Source organism: Erythrobacter cryptus DSM 12079 (assembly GCF_000422985.1).
Classification (GTDB): domain Bacteria; phylum Pseudomonadota; class Alphaproteobacteria; order Sphingomonadales; family Sphingomonadaceae; genus Erythrobacter; species Erythrobacter cryptus.
Genome location: NZ_KE383967.1, coordinates 32,899 through 50,753, shown reverse-complemented (window position 1 = coordinate 50,753; position 17,855 = coordinate 32,899). Strand labels below are relative to the sequence as shown.

At 66.6% G+C, this 17,855-nt stretch carries 13 protein-coding genes; 7 read left to right on the top strand and 6 right to left on the bottom strand.

The window, feature by feature from the left end:
• Positions 1-208: 208 nt before the first annotated feature.
• From clpB to G524_RS16435, 3 genes are all read left to right on the top strand, one after another.
• Positions 209-2,785, top strand: coding sequence for an ATP-dependent chaperone ClpB (gene clpB / locus G524_RS0114065; protein ID WP_027444261.1), 2,577 nt, complete (start codon positions 209-211; stop codon positions 2,783-2,785).
• Between the two features lie 68 nt (positions 2,786-2,853).
• Positions 2,854-3,405, top strand: a complete 552-nt coding sequence (locus tag G524_RS0114060; RefSeq protein ID WP_156894113.1) for a hypothetical protein — start codon at positions 2,854-2,856, stop codon at positions 3,403-3,405.
• A 14-nt stretch (positions 3,406-3,419) separates the two neighbouring features.
• A complete protein-coding gene (locus tag G524_RS16435) occupies positions 3,420-5,219 on the top strand; it encodes a tetratricopeptide repeat protein (protein WP_051221306.1) in 1,800 nt (599 codons plus the stop codon).
• A 106-nt stretch (positions 5,220-5,325) separates the two neighbouring features.
• Here G524_RS16435 and G524_RS0114050 read toward each other — a convergent pair whose 3' ends face one another.
• On the bottom strand, positions 5,326-8,256 hold the full coding sequence (locus tag G524_RS0114050) for a TonB-dependent receptor plug domain-containing protein (RefSeq protein ID WP_027444259.1): 2,931 nt from the start codon (positions 8,254-8,256) through the stop codon (positions 5,326-5,328).
• Positions 8,257-8,548: 292 nt separating this feature from the next.
• On the opposite strand from G524_RS0114050, the gene G524_RS0114045 reads away from it, so the two are divergent.
• The 4 genes from G524_RS0114045 to G524_RS0114030 all read left to right on the top strand — a co-directional run bounded on the left by G524_RS0114045 (position 8,549) and on the right by G524_RS0114030 (position 12,089).
• Complete coding sequence (locus G524_RS0114045) at positions 8,549-9,718, top strand: acetyl-CoA C-acetyltransferase (protein ID WP_027444258.1); 1,170 nt, start codon at positions 8,549-8,551, stop codon at positions 9,716-9,718.
• A 27-nt stretch (positions 9,719-9,745) separates the two neighbouring features.
• Positions 9,746-10,531, top strand: coding sequence for an SDR family NAD(P)-dependent oxidoreductase (locus G524_RS0114040; RefSeq protein WP_027444257.1), 786 nt, complete (start codon positions 9,746-9,748; stop codon positions 10,529-10,531).
• A gap of 219 nt (positions 10,532-10,750) precedes the next feature.
• Positions 10,751-11,623, top strand: coding sequence for a crotonase/enoyl-CoA hydratase family protein (locus tag G524_RS0114035; RefSeq protein WP_027444256.1), 873 nt, complete (start codon positions 10,751-10,753; stop codon positions 11,621-11,623).
• On the top strand, positions 11,616-12,089 hold the full coding sequence (locus G524_RS0114030) for a MarR family winged helix-turn-helix transcriptional regulator (RefSeq protein ID WP_027444255.1): 474 nt from the start codon (positions 11,616-11,618) through the stop codon (positions 12,087-12,089). Before G524_RS0114035 ends, G524_RS0114030 begins: the two co-directional genes overlap by 8 nt.
• Positions 12,090-12,132: 43 nt before the next feature.
• On the opposite strand, the gene G524_RS0114025 is transcribed toward G524_RS0114030, so the two are convergent.
• The 5 genes from G524_RS0114025 to G524_RS0114005 all read right to left on the bottom strand — a co-directional run bounded on the left by G524_RS0114025 (position 12,133) and on the right by G524_RS0114005 (position 17,798).
• The gene (locus G524_RS0114025; RefSeq protein ID WP_027444254.1) at positions 12,133-13,137 is read right to left on the bottom strand and encodes a type II secretion system F family protein; all 1,005 of its coding nucleotides are present in this window, start codon (positions 13,135-13,137) and stop codon (positions 12,133-12,135) included.
• 19 nt (positions 13,138-13,156) lie between these two features.
• On the bottom strand, positions 13,157-14,128 hold the full coding sequence (locus tag G524_RS0114020; RefSeq protein ID WP_027444253.1) for a type II secretion system F family protein: 972 nt from the start codon (positions 14,126-14,128) through the stop codon (positions 13,157-13,159).
• Positions 14,129-14,233: 105 nt separating this feature from the next.
• On the bottom strand, positions 14,234-15,517 hold the full coding sequence (locus tag G524_RS0114015; RefSeq protein WP_027444252.1) for a pilus assembly protein CpaE: 1,284 nt from the start codon (positions 15,515-15,517) through the stop codon (positions 14,234-14,236).
• Positions 15,518-15,520: 3 nt separating this feature from the next.
• Positions 15,521-16,219: a CpaD family pilus assembly protein gene (locus G524_RS0114010; RefSeq protein ID WP_027444251.1), complete on the bottom strand. Its 699-nt coding sequence runs from the start codon at positions 16,217-16,219 to the stop codon at positions 15,521-15,523.
• Between the two features lie 19 nt (positions 16,220-16,238).
• Positions 16,239-17,798, bottom strand: a complete 1,560-nt coding sequence (locus tag G524_RS0114005) for a type II and III secretion system protein family protein (RefSeq protein ID WP_036858094.1) — start codon at positions 17,796-17,798, stop codon at positions 16,239-16,241.
• Positions 17,799-17,855: the final 57 nt, after the last annotated feature.

Here is a 17,855-nt window from a genome sequence, read left to right as displayed (position 1 = left end):
AATTGCGAGGCCCTGCATCGCCCGCGCGCTTGCCGCGGTCAAGGGTCCCAGCCCCGGTTAGCCCTCGCCATCCCCTTGCCGTGATGCGACAGGCTGCCCATGTCCGCTGCGACAGGCATGGGCCATGCAAATTTGTGGATGGCAAACCCTTGTGTTGCTGATGCGCAACACTATCTGACGCACAACATTTCTTTGGAGGGGCGATCCCATGAATCTCGAAAAGTTTACCGACCGGGCCAAGGGCTTTTTGCAAGCGGCGCAGACGCTCGCCATTCGGCTCAACCATCAGCGCATTACCCCCTTGCACATCGCCAAGGCCCTGCTCGAAGACGGCGAGGGCATGGCCGCCGGGCTGATCCAGCGCGCCGGGGGCAATCCTGCTCTCGCGATGACGGCGCTGGATGCGGCCCTGGCCAAGATCCCCGCGGTCACCGGCAGCGGCGCCCAGGCGACCCCCGGGCTCGACAATGATGCGGTGCGCGTGCTCGATCAGGCCGAACAGCTTGCCACCAAGGCAGGTGATGCCTTTGTCACGGTCGAGCGCATCCTTACCGCGCTGGCGTTGGCGCCCGGGGCGGCGGGTGAGGCGATCAAGGCTGCCGGGGTCAATGCGCAGGCGCTCAATGCCGCGATCGAAGCACTGCGCAAGGGCAAGCGCGCCGATAGCGCCAATGCCGAGGCCAATTACGATGCCCTGGCCAAATATGCCCGCGATCTGACCAAGGCGGCGCGCGAGGGCAAGCTTGACCCCGTGATCGGCCGCGACGATGAGATTCGCCGCACCATCCAGATCCTCGCCCGGCGCACCAAGAACAATCCGGTGCTGATCGGCGAGCCGGGCACCGGCAAGACCGCGATCGTCGAGGGCCTGGCGCTGCGCATCGCCAATGGCGATGTGCCCGACAGCCTCAAGGGCCGCACCCTGATGAGCCTCGACATGGGAGCGCTGATTGCCGGGGCGAAATATCGCGGCGAGTTCGAGGAACGGCTCAAGGCGGTGATCGACGAGGTCAAGAACTCCGATGGCCAGATAATCCTGTTCATCGACGAGATGCACACCCTGATCGGGGCAGGCGCCTCGGAAGGTTCGATGGATGCCTCGAACCTCCTGAAGCCCGCGCTTTCGCGCGGCGAATTGCACGTGATCGGCGCAACCACGCTCGATGAATACCAGAAATATGTCGAGAAGGACGCGGCGCTCCAGCGGCGTTTCCAGCCGGTCTATGTCGATGAGCCGAGCGTCGAGGATACGATCAGCATCCTGCGCGGGATCAAGGACAAGTATGAACTGCACCACGGGGTGCGGATCACCGACGGGGCGATTGTCGCGGCGGCCAAGCTATCGGACCGCTATATCCAGAACCGCTTCCTGCCCGACAAGGCGATCGACCTGATGGACGAGGCGGCGAGCCGCATCCGCATGGAGGTGGAAAGCAAGCCCGAGGAAATCGAGGCGCTCGACCGGCGGATCATCCAGCTCAAGATCGAGGAGCAGGCGCTGCAGAAGGAAAGCGATGCCGCCTCCAAGGATCGCCTCGCCGCGCTGCGCGAGGAGCTGGCCAATCTCGAGCAGCAATCGGCCGAACTCACCACCCGCTGGCAGAACGAGCGCGAGAAGATCGCCGCCGAAGGGCGGATCAAGGAAGCGCTCGATGCCGCGCGGCTCGAGCTCGAACAGGCCCAGCGCGATGGCGACCTCGCCCGCGCCGGGGAGCTGACCTATGCCCGCATCCCCGAGCTGGAGCGTCAGCTCGCCGAGGCGCAAAGCCAGTCGGCCAATGCCATGCTGCGCGAGGAAGTCACCGAGGAGGACATCGCCAGCGTCGTCAGCCGCTGGACCGGCATTCCGGTTGACAAGATGATGGCGGGCGAGCGCGAGAAACTGCTCAAGATGGAGGAATATCTGGGACGACGCGTGATCGGCCAATCCCAGGCGATCGAGGCGGTTTCCAAGGCGGTGCGCCGCGCGCGCGCGGGCCTCAAGGATCCCGGCCGGCCACTCGGCTCCTTCCTGTTCCTCGGCCCCACCGGCGTGGGCAAGACCGAGCTGACCAAGGCGCTCGCCGAATTCCTGTTCGATGATGAAAGCGCGATGGTGCGCATCGACATGAGCGAGTTCATGGAAAAGCACGCGGTCGCCCGCCTGATCGGCGCGCCTCCGGGCTATGTCGGTTATGAGGAAGGCGGGGTGCTGACCGAGGCGGTGCGGCGCCGGCCCTATCAGGTGGTGCTGTTCGACGAGGTCGAGAAGGCCCATTCGGATGTCTTCAACGTGCTGCTCCAGGTGCTCGATGATGGTCGGCTGACCGATGGGCAGGGCCGGGTGGTGGACTTTGCAAACACCCTCATCATCCTCACCTCCAACCTCGGCAGCCAGTATCTGGCCAATCTGCCCGATGGAGCGGATGTGGCGAGCGTCGAGAAGGACGTGATGGACGTGGTGCGCGCCCATTTCCGGCCCGAGTTCCTCAACCGGCTCGACGAGATCATCCTGTTTCACCGCCTTGGCCAGGAGCACATGGCCCCGATCGTCGATATCCAGGTGGGCCGGGTGCAGAAGCTGCTCTCCGAGCGCAAGATCACGCTCGAACTCACCGATGCGGCCAAGCGCTGGCTCGGCCGGGTGGGCTATGATCCGGTCTATGGTGCAAGGCCGCTGAAGCGCGCGGTGCAGCGCTATCTGCAAGACCCGCTTGCCGAGATGCTGCTCGCCGGCAAGCTGCCCGATGGCAGCACCGTGGTGATCGACGAGGGCGACGGGCAGCTTACCATGACGGTGCGCTGAGCGCTGTTTGCCCTGCCGGCAAATCGGCTATAGGTGGGCCGATGCACGCCACAGCAGGGAGAGGGCAGGTGAGAGCACAAGGCAGGGCGGCGCGCGCAGCGCTGGTGGGGATGGCAGCGGCAGCGGCGGCTCTTGCCAGTCCGCTCGCCGCCCAGAAGGACGAACGCGCCGCGCCCGAGGTCTATGCCAAGCTGCTCGAATGCCGCAGCATCACCGATGATGGCCAGCGCCTCGCCTGCTTTGATCGCAGCGTGAGCGCGCTGGCCGAGGCCGAGGCGGCCAAGGACGTGCGGATCGTCAGCCGTGAGGATGTCAAGCGCACCCGGCGCAGCCTGTTCGGCTTTGTCGCCTCGGGCTTCGGGCTGTTCGGGGATGACGGCGAGGATGAGATCGAGCAGGAGGAGATCAAGGAGATCACCGCCACCATCGTCGGTGTTTCGGGCGGCACCGGGGGCTATGTCTTCCGCCTCGATGATGGATCGGTCTGGGCGCAAAACGACAACACCTTCCTCAACCGCCCGGCTGCAGGCAAGACTATCGTGATCCGCCGCGCCGCGCTCGGCAGCTACATGGCCAAGATCGACGGCGGGGTGGGCTTCCGGATCAAGCGCCGCAGCTAGGCTGCCGCGTCGCCATGGGCACGTCCCTTGCCGAGCTTGCGGCGATCCACGCGCGCATGGAGCGCGGCGATGTGGCGGGCGCGCAGGCCGCGATCGCGGCGGTTGTCATGGCCGAGCCCGGCCATGGCCCGGCCTGGCATCTTGCCGGGGTGATCCGGCGCCGCGCGGGCGATCATGCCGGGGCGGTTACGGCCTTCACTCGCGCCCGCGCGCTGGGGGTAGCAAGCGCCGAGCTGCTCAACAGCCTCGCGCTGTGCCACGAGGACTTGGGCGCGCTCGATGCGGCCGAGGCGGTGTTGGCCGAGGCCATCGCCGCTGATCCGGCCTATCTGCCGGCACAGCTCAACGCTGCGCGTTTGGCCCAGGCGCGGGGTCGCGTTGGCGAGGCCGAGGCGCGCCTGCGCCAGGTGCTCGCCCGGAACCCCCGTGCGCTCGGTGCCAGCAACCAGCTCGCCGCACTGCTCGCCGAGGAGGGCGATGCCGCGGCGGCGGCCGCACAATACCGCGCAAGTCTGGCGATCGCGCCTGACAATCTGGCCGCCACCATTCGTCTTGCGCTGACCCTGCGCGAGGATGGCAAGGCCGAGGCCGCGCTTGCCCATCTGCGCGCCTGCGAGAGCCGCTTTGGCCGGTCGCCCGAATTCGTCGATGCGCTCGCTGGTGCGCTGATCGAATGCGGCGCGGTGGCCGAGGCCGAGGCGCGGCTCGAGCGGCTGGTGAGCGAGGCCCCCGCCTATTTCCCCGCCCACCGCGCGCTGGCGCGGCTGGCGCGCGAATATGGCACCGGCAAGGATCCCTATCGCAGCTACCGCGCGCTGCTCGCACAGTGGCCCGCCGAGCGGGCGATCTGGCAGAACTGGCTGGCGCTGATGCTCGATCACCGCGATCATGCGGGCGTGGTCGCCGCGGCCGGGGAGGCGCGAGGGCAGCTTGGGGATGCGGCCGAGATCGATTTCTACGAGGCCGTGGCCCGCGGCGAGCTGGGTGAGGGGGATGCGGCCGAGGCGCTGTTTGCGCGCGCGGCGCCGCAATTTTCCGGCCACGGCCCGTTCCTCGGGGCGCGGGCGCGCAACGCGCTGCGCCGCGGTGAGCCGCGGCAGGCCGAGGCGCTGGCGCAGGAGGCCGGAGCGCGCGATCCGGCCGATCAGTTCGCGCTCGCCTATCTCAGCCTTGCCTGGCGGGTGCTGGGCGATCCGCGCGAGGCCTGGCTGCACGATTACGAAACGCAGGTGCAGCAGCGCCCCATTCCGTGGCTGGCCGAGCCGGGCGCGCTCGAGGAATTGTGCTGCGTGCTGCGCGGCCTGCACCGCGCTGCCAGCCATCCGCCCGATCAGAGCCTGCGCGGCGGCACCCAGACCGAGGGCGCGCTGTTCCGCCGCTCGCACCCGGTGCTGCGGCGGCTGCGGGCGGCGATCCTCGAGGAAGTGGCGGCGCACGTCGCGCGGATGCCCGCCGATCCCGATCATCCCCATTACCGCCGCCGCGCCGCAGGTGTGCGCCTTGCCGGATCGTGGTCGGTGCGGCTGACAGGGGCGGGCTTTCACATCGCCCATATCCATCAGGCCGGCTGGATCAGCTCGGCGCTGCACCTGGTCGTGCCCCCGCCCGATCCGGCCGATCCGCCCCACGCCGGGGCGCTGGTGCTGGGTGAGCCGCCTGCCGAACTGGGCCTCGATCTGCCACCGCGCCGGATCGTCGCGCCGGTCGCAGGCGCGCTGGTGCTGTTTCCCTCCTCAATGTGGCACGGCACCGTGGCCTTTGCCGGTGGGCATGAGCGTCTGACGGTGGCCTTCGACGCGGTGCCCGTGGGCTAGGCCGGTCTGCGCCGCAGCGGCCTTTGCCGGGCGCTGTAATCGCCTCGCACAAAAGAAAAACGGCGGGCCGAGGCCCGCCGTTTCCCTTTGACCAAGGTCAGACTTCTTAGAACTTCACGCGCGCCTGGAGGGTGAAGTTCCGACCGACGGCGTAGTCGTCGTAGAAGTTGATGTTGGTGTTGGCCTGCTCGAAGTAGCCGGTCGCGGTCTGCGGCGGATACTTGTCGAGCAGGTTGTTGACGATCCCGGTGATCTCGATGTTGTCGGACGCCTGCCAACGCAGCGAGAGGTTGACGAGGTTGAGATCGGGGATCCGGCCGCTGTCCGGGAAGAACCCTTCAAGCTCGGCGCCCGGGAAGTTCTGGCGGCCGCCCTTGTCCCAGACATAGCGGACCTGGCCGGTGAACTTCTCGTTGCGCCAGCCCACGGTCAGGGTGTTCGACCATTCCGGGGTCACCCCGCCGATGCCCGAGAACACGGTGTCCACGAACTCGGTGGTGCCGATCCGGAAGGTGTCGACATAGGTCAGCACGTCGTTGATGAAAACCATGCCGCCGAAGGCATCGAAGCTGGCGTCGAGACCAACGTCCACACCGCGGGTGACGAGCGGGGTGGGCGAGTTGGTTCGCCCGGTCGCCACCGATTCGATCTGACCGGTGACCGAGCTGCGCACAATGCGCTGGCACGCGGTCGGATCGTTCGCCTGATAGCACTGGCTGATGTAGAAGCCGGCGCCCAGGCCCGCGACGCGGTTGGTCAGCTCGATGTCGTAGTAGTCGGCGGTGAAGGCCAGCCGCACACCGGCGATCGGCGGCGGGGTGAGCACGATACCGGCGGTCCAGGTTTCAGCCTTTTCCTCGCGCAGGGTCGGGTCGCCGAAGGCGAAGGCCTGAACCTGCGAGTTTTCCTGCTGGAAGCCGGTGAAGTTGAAGCCCGGAGCGGTGGCCTGGCACACGGCCAGGATCGCCGGGGTGCGCGCCGCGGTGTCGTTGCAGGGGTCGACATAGGACGGGAAGCCCTGGTCGCCGTTCTGGAACAGTTCGAACACGTTGGGCGCGCGCGCCGCCTTGTTGTAGGACGCGCGGATGCGGGCCCACGAGACCGGGTTGAGTTCGGCTTCGGCCTTCCAGTTGAACAACCCGCCAATGGTCGAGTAGTCCGAATAGCGGGCACCCGCACCGACCGAGAAGAAGTCGAGGATCGGTGCACGGATTTCGCCGTAGACTTCCTTGACCTCGATCTGGCCCGAGATCGAACCTTGCGCGTTGAAGCCGATGATGTCGCCGGTGCGCTTGGCATCATCCACCTGGGTCTTGCCGGTGTCCTTGCGGTATTCGGCACCCACCGCGATCCCAAGCGGGCCGCCCGGAAGTTCGAACAGGCTGCCGGTGAGGTTGGTGGCAAGGCGAAGCTGTTCAAAGCTTTCGGTATCGGTGGTGGTCAGCGCGACGAAGCTCAGCATCGCCGGGGTCAGCGTGTTCGGACCGAAGATGTTGATCGGCACGCAGCCCGGGCCCGAGCCGGTCGGGCAGCCATTGAGACCCTGGGTCACCGCCGAGCGGCGGATGTTGCCCTGGTTCTGGATGCGGTTGTCCACGCGACCGAAGCTGCCGACCAGGTTGGCCGACCACTTGTCATCGAAATCATGCTCGAGAATCAGGCGGATGTTCTTCGAATCCGTGCTGAAATCACCGATGCGCGCGCCGGTTTCGCTGAACCGGCGGTTGATGATGAAGGACGCGTTCGGGTTCGGGCGGCTGTTGAGCGCAATGCGCAGATCCGCCGGGATCAGCGGGCTGTTGGCCGGCACGACGATGTTGGTCGCCGGGGTCGGCGCCAGCGCCACCTGCTGGTTGGCGTTGGTGTAGGAGCTGAACAGCTTCAGCCGGGTCTTGTCGCTGAACTCGTAGCGACCGACCGCGGTCAGGGTGAGGCGGTCGAACGGCGTGATCAGGTAGTTGACCGGGCCGAAATTGTAGCGGTTCGAACCAATCGAGCGCAGCGGGATGTTGCAGTTGCCCGACGCGGCGCGCGGAATCAGCCGGCCCTGGTCGTCAAAGGCAAGGTTGCCGGTGTTGTACGGGGTGGTGTTGGCCACACCGTCGCAATTGGTGTCATAGGTGCCGGCACCGAACTGGCTGGGCAGCAGCGTTCCGAGGTTCTGGAACGGATTGGCCGAGTTGTTGGCGATCCAGCCCCAGGGCGGCGTCGCCGAGCCACCGCCGGCAGCCGGGATATAGCCGGCCGGGATTTTCGCCGGATCGTCGATCACGCGGATCGGGCCGCCGACGCCGACATCGACATTGGGATCGAAATAGAGCGCGCCCGAAACCCGCGAATAGGGATAACGGCCCTGGAACACGCCATCACGATCGGTCCACGAACCGAAGAAGGTGAAGTTGCCGCGACCATCGGCGAAGTTGCCGCCCATGGTGCCGTTGATGGTGTAGGTCTGGAAGGCCCCATCCTCGGAGAAGTTCTGCAGGCCGACGAACTCGACGCCTTCATAGTCTTCCTTGAGGATGAAGTTGATGACGCCGCCGATGGCGTCCGAACCATAGACCGCCGAGGCGCCGCCGGTCACCACTTCGACGCGCTGGATCAGACCAACCGGGATCTGGTTGATGTCGATCACGCCGGTGGTGGTCGAAGCGGGCAGACGCTCGCCATCGACAAGGATCAGGGTCCGCGCCGGGCCAAGGCCGCGCAGGTCGAGGGTGGCGAAGTTTTCGCCGCCCGCGTTGTTCGACACGCGGGTGTTGCCCGGGATCACCTGCGGCAGCTGGTTGAGCAGGGTTTCAAGCGTGGTGGTGCCGGTCAGTTCGATCTGCTCGGCGCTCACCACGGTGACGGGGCTGGCGCTCTCGAGATTCGGGCGGGCGATGCGCGAACCGGTCACGACGATGGCGCGGGCTTCCTCGGCGGATGCCGCTTCCTCGCTCATGTCCTGATCTTGCGCGAAGGCCGGCGTCGCCGCCAGCACGAGGCCAAGGGCAACGGGTGCCGCGCCGGCCTTCAGGATCGAAATCTTTCTCATGCTTGTTTGGTCCCCTAGTTGTCCGGCGTGAGCCGGTCCAATTTTGGCTTTGGAGCGCTCGTGAGTCAGCCCGGGAACACCCGGACCTCGACGCTGGGCACGAAATGCGCCATTTGCCGCGAGTGCCGCAAACAAAAACCACGCCAAGAGCCCCGTTTGCGGAAATTCTGTGTCAATGTTGCAACATCGCGTAGCCGCCGCGCATCGCCGCGGGGTTGCGATGCGCGCTTGACCTCATTGCGGGCACTGCTAACGCTTACGCAAACGTCAACCACGTGCGGGAGAGCGATTCATGACCACAGCCTATATTGTCGAAGCCGTGCGCACCGCCGGCGGGCGGCGCGGCGGGCGGCTGGCCGGGGTGCATCCGGTCGATCTCTTGGCGAAGTCGCTCGATGCCATCGTCGCGCGTTCGGGGATCGATCCGGCGGCGATCGATGATGTTGTCACCGGCTGTGTCAGCCAGGCGGGCGAGCAGGCGATGCAGGTGGGCCGCATGGGGGTGCTCGCCTCTAAGCTGCTGCCGCAATCGACCCCGGCCGTGACCATCGACCGCCAGTGCGGCTCGAGCCAGCAGGCGATCCATTTCGCGGCCCAGGCGGTGATGAGCGGCACCCAGGACGTGGTGATCGCCAGCGGGGTTGAGAGCATGACCCGCGTGCCGATGGGCTCAAACGTCACGCTCCACATGAAGGAAGGCCTCTACAGCAAGGCGGCCGGCATCGAGGCGAAGTTTCCCGGCATCAACTTCAGCCAGTTCATGGGCGCCGAGATGATCGTCAAGAAGCACGGCTTCACCAAGGACGAGCTCGATGCCTTCGCCTATGAGAGCCACAGGAAGGCGATCGCCGCCACCGAGGCCGGGGCCTTCGAGCGCGAGATCGTTCCGGTCGAGATCGAAACCCCCGATGGCCCGGCGCTCCACACCGTCGATGAAGGCATCCGCTTCGATGCCAGCCTCGAGGGGATTGCCGGGGTCAAGCTGCTTTCGCCCGATGGGGCGCTGACCGCGGCGACCTCGAGCCAGATCTGTGATGGCTCCTCGGCGGTGCTGGTGGTGAGCGAGGCCGCGCTCAAGACCCACGGCCTCACCCCGCTGGCGCGCATCCACAATCTCACCGTCACCGCCGGCGATCCGGTGATCATGCTCGAAGAACCGCTGTTCGCCACCGACCGCGCGCTCGCGCGGGCGGGCATGAAGATCGACGATATTGACCTGTTCGAGGTCAACGAGGCCTTCGCCAGCGTGCCGCTTGCCTGGCTCAAGCACACCGGCGCCGATCCGGCCCGGCTCAATGTCCACGGCGGCGCGATCGCGCTCGGCCACCCGCTCGGCGCCTCGGGCACCAAGCTCATGGCCACGCTCGTCCATGCGCTCAAGCGGCACGGGAAGAAATACGGCCTGCAGACGATGTGCGAAGGCGGCGGGGTCGCCAATGTCACCATCGTCGAGGCGCTCTAGGCTCCTGACCATCTGAGAGGAAGAACCATGGAAATTTCTGCCAATACCCCCGCGGTTGTCACTGGCGGGGCCTCGGGTCTCGGTGCGGCCACCGCCCGCGCGCTCGCGGCCAAAGGCGCGAAGGTAGCGATCTTCGACATGAACGAAGACAAGGGCAACGCGGTGGCCGCCGAGATCGGCGGGGTGTTTTGCAAGGTCAACGTCACCAGCGATGCCGATGTGGACGCCGGCTTTGCCAAGGCGCGCGAGGCCCACGGGCAGGAGCGCATCCTTGTCAACTGCGCCGGCATCGGCAACGCGATCAAGACCGCCAGCCGCTCCAAGGAGGACGGTTCGATCAAGCACTTCCCGATCTCGGCCTTCGACTTCGTGATCCAGGTCAACCTTATTGGCACCTTCCGCTGCATCGCCAAGTCGGCCGCGGGGATGCTGACCCTCGATCCGCTGAGCGGCGAGGGTGATCGCGGGGTGATCATCAACACCGCCAGCGTCGCGGCCGAGGACGGGCAGATGGGGCAGGCGGCCTATTCGGCCTCCAAGGCCGGGGTGGTCGGCATGACCTTGCCGATCGCGCGCGATCTTGCCTCCGAAGGGATCCGGGTGAACACCATTCTGCCGGGCATCTTCGATACCCCGCTGCTCGCCGCTGCGCCGCAGAATGTGCGCGATGCGCTGGCTGCCTCGGTGCCTTTCCCCAAGCGGCTCGGTATGCCCGAAGAATATGCGAAGCTTGCCCTGTGCATGATCGAGACCGGCTATTTCAACGGCGAGGACGTGCGCCTCGACGGCGCGATCCGCATGGCCCCGCGCTGAGCGCAGCCGCAAGGGGCAGCAAAGCCTCTGCAAGGCGAGCAGAAAGGCCTTCCCGCCCCGACGCGGCGGGAAGGCCTTTTGTGTTCGGGGCATGGCGCACGCCGTCTGCGCCTGACTGTCAGAATTGCCATTGCGCGGGCGCTTGTCTTCCCGTGGCTTCGCGTGTCTGATGCAGCCCAGACAGGCCCTGGACAATCGCCGGGCAGGGAGAGCAAGCGCATGAAGGACTACACCCAGATCATTCTCACCAAGGCCGATGGCATTGCCACCATCACGCTCAATCGGCCCGACAAGATGAACGCCTTTACCCGCACCATGGGCGAGGAGATCATCGCGGCGATGGACGATATCGACGCCGATGATGCCGTGCGCGCGGTGATCTTTACCGGCAGCGGCGAGCGGGCCTTTTGTGCCGGTGCCGATCTCACCCCCGAGGGCGGGGGCCAAGTGTTTGCCAGCGGCGAGGAGGTCGAAAGCCTCTCCGACCCCCGGGTGCGCGATGGCGGCGGGCTCCTCACCCTGCGGCTGTTTGAAAGCACAAAGCCGCTGATCGCCGCCTGCAATGGCGTTGCCGTGGGGGTGGGGGCGACGATGCAGCTGGCGATGGACATTCGCCTTGCCGCCTCGCACGCGCGCTACGGCTTTGTCTTTGCCCGGCGCGGAATCGTGCCCGAGGCCGCCTCGAGCTGGTTCCTGCCGCGCATCGTCGGCATCAGCCAGGCCCTCGAGTGGTGCTACACCGGGCGCATCTTCGATGCCGAGGAAGCCCGCGCCGGGGGCCTGGTGCGCTCGGTCCACGCGCCCGAGGATCTGCTCCATGCCGCGCACACGCTCGCGCGCGAGATTGCCGACAACACCTCGGCGATTTCGGTCGCGCTGACCCGGGCGATGATGTGGCGGCTTGCGAGCGCCGATCACCCGATGGAGGCGCACAAGATCGATTCGCGCGCGATCTACCGCCTCAGCCGCAGCGCCGATGCCCGCGAAGGGATCGCCAGCTTCCTCGAGAAGCGCAGGCCCGTTTATCCCGGCAAGGTCAGCACCGACATGCCCGATTTCTACCCCTGGTGGGACGAGCGGCCCTATGCCTGAGCGCGGCGGAGAGCTGGAAAGCTTCCTGCCCTATCAGCTCTCGGTCACCTCGAATGCGGTGAGCAGCCTGATCGCCACCCGCTATCGCCGCCGCTTCGGGCTGAAGATCCCGGAATGGCGGGTGATGGCGGTGCTGGGCGATGGCGGGCGGATGACCCAGCGCGCGCTGACCGCGGCGACGGTGATGGACAAGGTCGCGGTCAACCGCGCGGTCAAGGTGCTCGAGGAGCGCGGGCTGGTGGCGCGCCTGCCCAATCCCGAGGATGGGCGTTCGCACCTGCTCGCGCTCACCGAGGAGGGCCGGGCGATCCATGCCGAGGTGATGCCGCTCGCCCGTGCCACCGAGCGCGAGCTTCTGGCCGGCCTCTCGGTCGAGGAGGAGGCCGCGCTGCGCCGCCTGCTGGCGCAGCTCCGCGCGCGCGCCGGCATGCTTGCCGGGGCCGCCGCTCTGCCGCCGGAGGCCTGAGCGCGCGACGGAGCAGGGCGGGAAGGAGCCTCGCCGCGCGCCCTCAGCCCGGCTTGTTGATGAGGTTGTCCGAGATCGAACAGGCCGCCGGCCCCAGGATCACCACAAACAGCGTGGGCAGGATGAACAGGATCAACGGGATGGTCATGATCGCGGGCAGGCGCGCGGCCTTTTCCTCGGCGCGCATCATGCGCTCGTTGCGGAACTCGGCCGACAGCACTCTCAGCGCGCTGGCCAGCGGGGTGCCGTAGCGCTCGGTCTGGATCATGGTGGTCACCACGCCCTTCACCGCCTCGAGATTGACCCGGTAGGCCAGATTGTTGAAGGCCATGCGCCGCTCGTTCAGGAAGGACAGCTCGATCGCGGTGAGCGCAAATTCATCGCCCAGCTCGGGATAGGCGCGGCCCAGTTCCTTGGCGACGCGGTTGAAGGCAGCATCCACGGTGAGGCCCGCCTCGGCGCAGATCACCAGGAGGTCGAGCGCATCTGGCAGGCCCTTCTGGATCTCCTTGGTGCGCTTGGTCGCCTTGTTCGAAAGATAGATCTCCGGTCCCTTGTAGGCGAGGAACACCGATCCGGCGAAGACGCCGAGCCGCATGAACGGGCCCCAATCGGGCCAGAACTCGACGACATAGATCAACAGGCCCATGATCCCGCCGATCACCAGCGGCAGGATGGCACGGGCGCCGATGATAAGCACCGCCAGTTCCTTGTTGCGATAGCCGGCATGAGCGAGCTTCTGCTGGATCGCCTTGATCTGGCTTTCCTGCAGCACGTTGAGCTTGCCGAGGCTGTCCTTGACCTTGTCGGTGGTCTCGGTGCGGCGCACGAGGCTGGTGCGCTTCTTGCTCGCGGCGGTAACGATCCCGGCCTTCAATTGCTCGCGCCGCGCCTCGAGCGCCTTGACGCGTTTGGCCATGGGATCGCGGATGGTGATTGCGGCATAGATCGCCAGCATCACCGCAAAGGCGGCAAGGCCGGCAAGGAAGGTGCCGACAAGGATGACGTCAAAGCCGAGGAGCTTCGGGCCGGCGGGTTGATCGATCATGGTCTGGTCTCCCCCGGGTCTAGATCTCGAAACTGACCATCTTGGCCATGATGAAGGCGCCGATCGCCATCCACACCCCCGCGCCGAGGCCCGCCACGATCAGCCGATCATCGGAGAAGAAGCCCCCCATGTATTCGGGGTTGATGTACATGATCGCCCCGAACACCAGGAATGGCAGCGAGCCGACGATATAGGCCGAGGCCTTGGATTCCGAGCTCATCGCCCGGATCTTGAGCTTCATCTGCGCGCGCTTGCGCAGCACGTCGGCAAGGTTGGAGAGCGTCTCGGCAAGGTTGCCTCCGGTCTCGCGCTGGATTGCGAGGGTGATGGTGAAGAAGTTGAACTCGGCAATGCCGAGCTTGTCGGCGGTGTCCTGGAGCGCATCCTCCATGGTCTTGCCGACCTTGATCCGGTCGATCACGGTCTTGAACTCATAGCCCACCGGGCCCGGCACTTCCTGGGCCACCACCGCCAACGTCTCGGTCACCGGCAGGCCCGACCGCAGGCCGCGCACCAACAGCTCGATCCCGTCCGGGAACTTGGAGACGAATTCGTTGGTGCGCTTGCCGATGAGATAGCCCACCACTAGGTGCGGCAGGCCCGCGCCGACCATCAGGCCGATGCCGAGCGAGAGCAGCAGCGCCTTGGTGGCGATGAACATCAGCACCGCCACCGCCAGCGCAAGGCCGATCGAGGCGTAGATATATTGCGTCACCGTCCAGTCCTTGCCGGTGCGGGTAAGGCGCAGCTGGAGCGCCTCGAGCCGCGAGCCCGAGCCGGCGATCTTGTAGGCCTTGGGCCGGCGCGCGGCGACGGCGCGCTTGAACTGGGCATCAACCTTGGCATCGACGCTTTCCGAGTGGCGGTAGCGCAGCGCCTGCAGCCGCCGCTTTTGCGCCTTGGCCGCGCCCGAGCCGGTCACCAGCAGATAGGCGATGACCAGCACGGAGAAGATCACCAAGGTGGTGAGCAGGGTCTGGAAGAAGTCCATGCCGTTACGTCCTGCCTTGCTGTGCCGTCATGCGGCGCGTCACGTACTGGTCTGGCGCCGGCGGGGCGGGGCGCCTCGATGGCTTGCCCCCCGCGCGGCGCTGCCTCATTCGGCTGCCTCGGGCTCGCTCTTGGGCTTCTTGGCCAGCAGCGCCTTGAAGTCGAAGCCGCCGAGCAGCGATTTCTTCTCGCTTCCTGCGCCTGCAACCGGCTTGTCCTCGCTCACCCCCATCACCCTTTCGGCGATCTGGCGGATCACCGCGCTGGCCTTGCTCGAGCGGTTGGCATCAACGAAGACCTGCCCCAGTTTGGCCGCATTGGTGGCGGCCTTGAGATCATAGGGGATGAGGAAATCGAGCTTGCGCTCGATCGAGGCCTCGAAATCCGCCCGGCTGATCTCGGCGAGCGACGGCTGCACCTTGTTGGCCACCACCATCGGGTGGGCATGGCCGGCGTTGGTCTTGAGCCAGGACAGGAGGCGAATGGTGTCCCGCGCCGAGGCCAGCGTCAGCTCGCAGGTGAGGATCACCAGGTTCACATCGGCCAGCAGCTGCGGGAAGTTGATCAGCATGTTGCGCGGCAGATCGATCACCGTCATCTCGAAGGCCTGACGGAACTCGTCCTCGAGCTGCACGAAGGCCGATCCGTCGGTCATCAGCGGCTGGTTGATCGGGGCCTCGGCCGAGAGGATCGAGAGGTTGTCCCCGGCGCGCACCATGGCGCGTTCGATGAACAGCGGGTCGATGCGGCTCGGGTTCTCGATCGCATCGGTGAGCCCGCGGCCCGGCTCGAGATCGAGCGCCAGCGCCCCGGTGCCGAAATGGACGTCGAGATCGAACAGCGCGGTCGGGGCCTTGTGCTGCTCGGCGAACAGCCAGGCGAGCGAGGTGGCGAGCATCGAGGCGCCCACCCCGCCGCGGGTGCCCACCACCGCGGTGGAAATGTGGCGCTTGGCCGCATCGGGATCGCCCGCCTTGGGGTTCATGAACACCGCCAGCGCCTGGCTCAGCGCATCGTGCACCTGCTGGGCCGAAAGCGGCTTGAGCAGGTAGTCATGGATGCCGCTGGCCAGAAGGTCGCGGTAGAGCCGCACGTCGTTGACCTGGCCGATCGCGATCACCACCGTGCCTGGCTCGCACACCTCGGCGAGCGCGTTGATGTCGTTGAGCGGATCGCCGCTTTCCGACAGGTCGACCACCAGGATCGCCGGCGAGGCAGTGACCGAGAGCGACTGCACGGCGTTGCGCAAGCCGCCCTTGTAGCACTTCTCCGGCTGCCAGCCGAGTTCGATCACCACCGGACGGATGACGTCGAGCGCGTTGTCGTCGCAGATGAAGGCCGCAAAGGGATCGCGGTTGCCGGGCAGGCCCGATTTCCAGGGTGCATTCATGGCTCAGTTACCTCCTCCGCCGCCGCCGGCGCCACCACCGCCGCCGGCGCCGCTGTCCATCAAGCCGCCCTTGCCGGTCGGCTCCATTTCACGATAGGTCGAGATCGCCTTGTTTGAGGTGGTGATCAGGGTCTCGCTCGAGCCCTTCTTGCCTTCGAGCAGATCCTGCGGATCGGCCACCATCGCGGCAAGGTTGCTGTTGATCGCACAGCCATAATTGGGGCTGATGCCGTTGGTGTATTTCATGTCCGAACGTGCCGACCAGTCGGGGCAGCCGGGCACGCTGGCGCTGGCACGGGTGATGACGACGCGCGCCTGGCCCGGCTGGAGATAGCCGCTGGTGACCGGCGCGGTCTCGGCGACCATGAGCCCATAGCGTCCCGCCAGCTCGCGCACCGCATTGGTGACCGCCGGGTTCTGCGACGGGTTCTCCACCGCGATGCGGTCGCCATACTGCAGGTTCAAGGTCTCGAACCAGCCGTTGAGGCGCTGCTGTTCGGAGATCGGCAGGCCGCTCGGGCTGGTGTTGACATCGAGGGTGAAGTTGGTGCGCTCCACCACCGGCTGCTTGACGCTGTAGAGCGAGGTGTTGGTCGGCATCCCGCCGCAGCCTGCCAGGGCAAGCCCCAGAGAGAGCGCGAGCGCCAGCCTTGTGGCGGTGGCCGGAGGCCGGGCCAGCGACGTGTTTCGTGCAACAGGCATGATACTCACCTTTCTCTCGTTAGAGGCTGAAGCCCGGGGCCGCGGCCGGGGCCTTGGCCTCGCGCTTGTCCTTGCGCGGCTTGCGCTCGGCGCGGCGCGGCTGTTCCGGTTGGGTGGGAACGATCCCGGCGGGATCGATCTCGCTCACGCGCGGCGCGGGTGCCTCGGCGGGCGAGGCGGTGGGGCCTGGCCGCTGTTCGCCGACAGTGCCGGCATTCTCCTGGAAGCCGAGCAGCTGTTCGAACTCGTTGGCCGAACGATAGCCATCGGTCGGCAGCTTGATGTCCTTGGCATCGACCGGCTTGACCAGATAGGGGGTGACGATGATCACCAGCTCGGTTTCGCCGCGGCGGAACTCGCGGCTGCGGAACAGGTTGCCGAGGATTGGCACGTCACCAAGGCCCGGAGCCTTGTCGAGCAGGTTCTGCGAATTGGCGCTCATCAGCCCGGCGATCATGAAGCTCTGGCCCGAACCCAGCTCGACCGTGGTCTCGGTGCGCCGGGTGGTGAGCGCGGGCACCTGGAAGCCGTTGAGCGTGATTGCCCCCTGGGTCGAAAGCTCGGAGACCTCGGGCCGCACCCGCATCGAGATGCGCCCGTTGGAGAGCACCGTGGGGGTATAGGCGAGGCTGACGCCGAACTGGCGGTATTCCACCGTCACCTGGCCGAGCCCCTGCGAGACCGGGATCGGAAACTCGCCGCCGGCGAGGAACGTCGCGGTCTCGCCCGAAAGCGCGGTGAGGTTGGGCTCGGAAATGGTGGTGACAAGCCCCAGCCGCTCGGACAGGTCAAGCGTGCCGGCAAGGTCGATCCCGAACAGGCGCCCGAGCCCGGCAAGGGTGGTGCCTCCGGCCGTGGTAACCACCGAGGTGCCCTGGCCACCGATCGTGACATTGGTGCCCACCGGCCCGCCGGGGGTGTATTGCGGCAGCGCCCCGCGCCCGGTGCCGATCCCGATCTGGAACCCGTTGGTGGAATCGGCCGTGGTCAGGTTGGCGCCGATCTCGCGCACCAGCGAGCGGCTCACCTCGGCAAACTTGACCTGGAGGTTGACCTGCAGCGGCGTTGCCGTCTTGAGGCGGCTGATGACATTGGTTTCCTTGCCGAGGAAGGCCTGCACCAGTCGCTCGGCCTCGGCGGCATCCTCGGGCGCGGCCACCGTGCCGGTCAGCAGCACGGTATTGGTGCCCATGGTGGCAACGTTGACCTTGGCATCAGGCATGGCCAGCGCCAGCATCTGATCGAGGCTGCCGATGTTCGAGCCGACCCGGATATTGGCCGAGAAGATCACGTCGCCGCGATCATTGCTTGCATAGATCGTGGTCTCGCCACCGGCCTTGCCGAAGACATAGAGCTGGCGCTGCGATTTCACCTGGACATCGGCGATCTCGTCATTGGCGACGAAGACATCGGCCATGCTGCCCGGCACGGTCACCAGCTCGCCCTTGCCGATCGACAGCACGATCTCCTGCGACGGGCTGACGATCGCCTGGGCGGTGGCGGTGGCTGCGGGCATGGCCGCCATCGGCACCGCGGCGAGCGCGGCCAGCAGCAGCCGGGACTTGTACGTGCGTGTCATCGAATGGCCCCCCTTTGGCGTGCCATGAGCCGCCTTGGTCGAAAGCGGACGAAGGAT

Coding starts and splice junctions, on each gene's coding strand:
- clpB (WP_027444261.1), top strand. CDS start 209: ATGAATCTCGAAAAGTTTACCGACCGGGCCAAGGGCTTTTTGCAAGCG.
- G524_RS16435 (WP_051221306.1), top strand. CDS start 3,420: ATGGGCACGTCCCTTGCCGAGCTTGCGGCGATCCACGCGCGCATGGAG.
- G524_RS0114050 (WP_027444259.1), bottom strand. CDS start 8,256: ATGAGAAAGATTTCGATCCTGAAGGCCGGCGCGGCACCCGTTGCCCTT.
- G524_RS0114045 (WP_027444258.1), top strand. CDS start 8,549: ATGACCACAGCCTATATTGTCGAAGCCGTGCGCACCGCCGGCGGGCGG.
- G524_RS0114040 (WP_027444257.1), top strand. CDS start 9,746: ATGGAAATTTCTGCCAATACCCCCGCGGTTGTCACTGGCGGGGCCTCG.
- G524_RS0114035 (WP_027444256.1), top strand. CDS start 10,751: ATGAAGGACTACACCCAGATCATTCTCACCAAGGCCGATGGCATTGCC.
- G524_RS0114030 (WP_027444255.1), top strand. CDS start 11,616: ATGCCTGAGCGCGGCGGAGAGCTGGAAAGCTTCCTGCCCTATCAGCTC.
- G524_RS0114025 (WP_027444254.1), bottom strand. CDS start 13,137: ATGATCGATCAACCCGCCGGCCCGAAGCTCCTCGGCTTTGACGTCATC.
- G524_RS0114020 (WP_027444253.1), bottom strand. CDS start 14,128: ATGGACTTCTTCCAGACCCTGCTCACCACCTTGGTGATCTTCTCCGTG.
- G524_RS0114015 (WP_027444252.1), bottom strand. CDS start 15,517: ATGAATGCACCCTGGAAATCGGGCCTGCCCGGCAACCGCGATCCCTTT.
- G524_RS0114010 (WP_027444251.1), bottom strand. CDS start 16,219: ATGCCTGTTGCACGAAACACGTCGCTGGCCCGGCCTCCGGCCACCGCC.
- G524_RS0114005 (WP_036858094.1), bottom strand. CDS start 17,798: ATGACACGCACGTACAAGTCCCGGCTGCTGCTGGCCGCGCTCGCCGCG.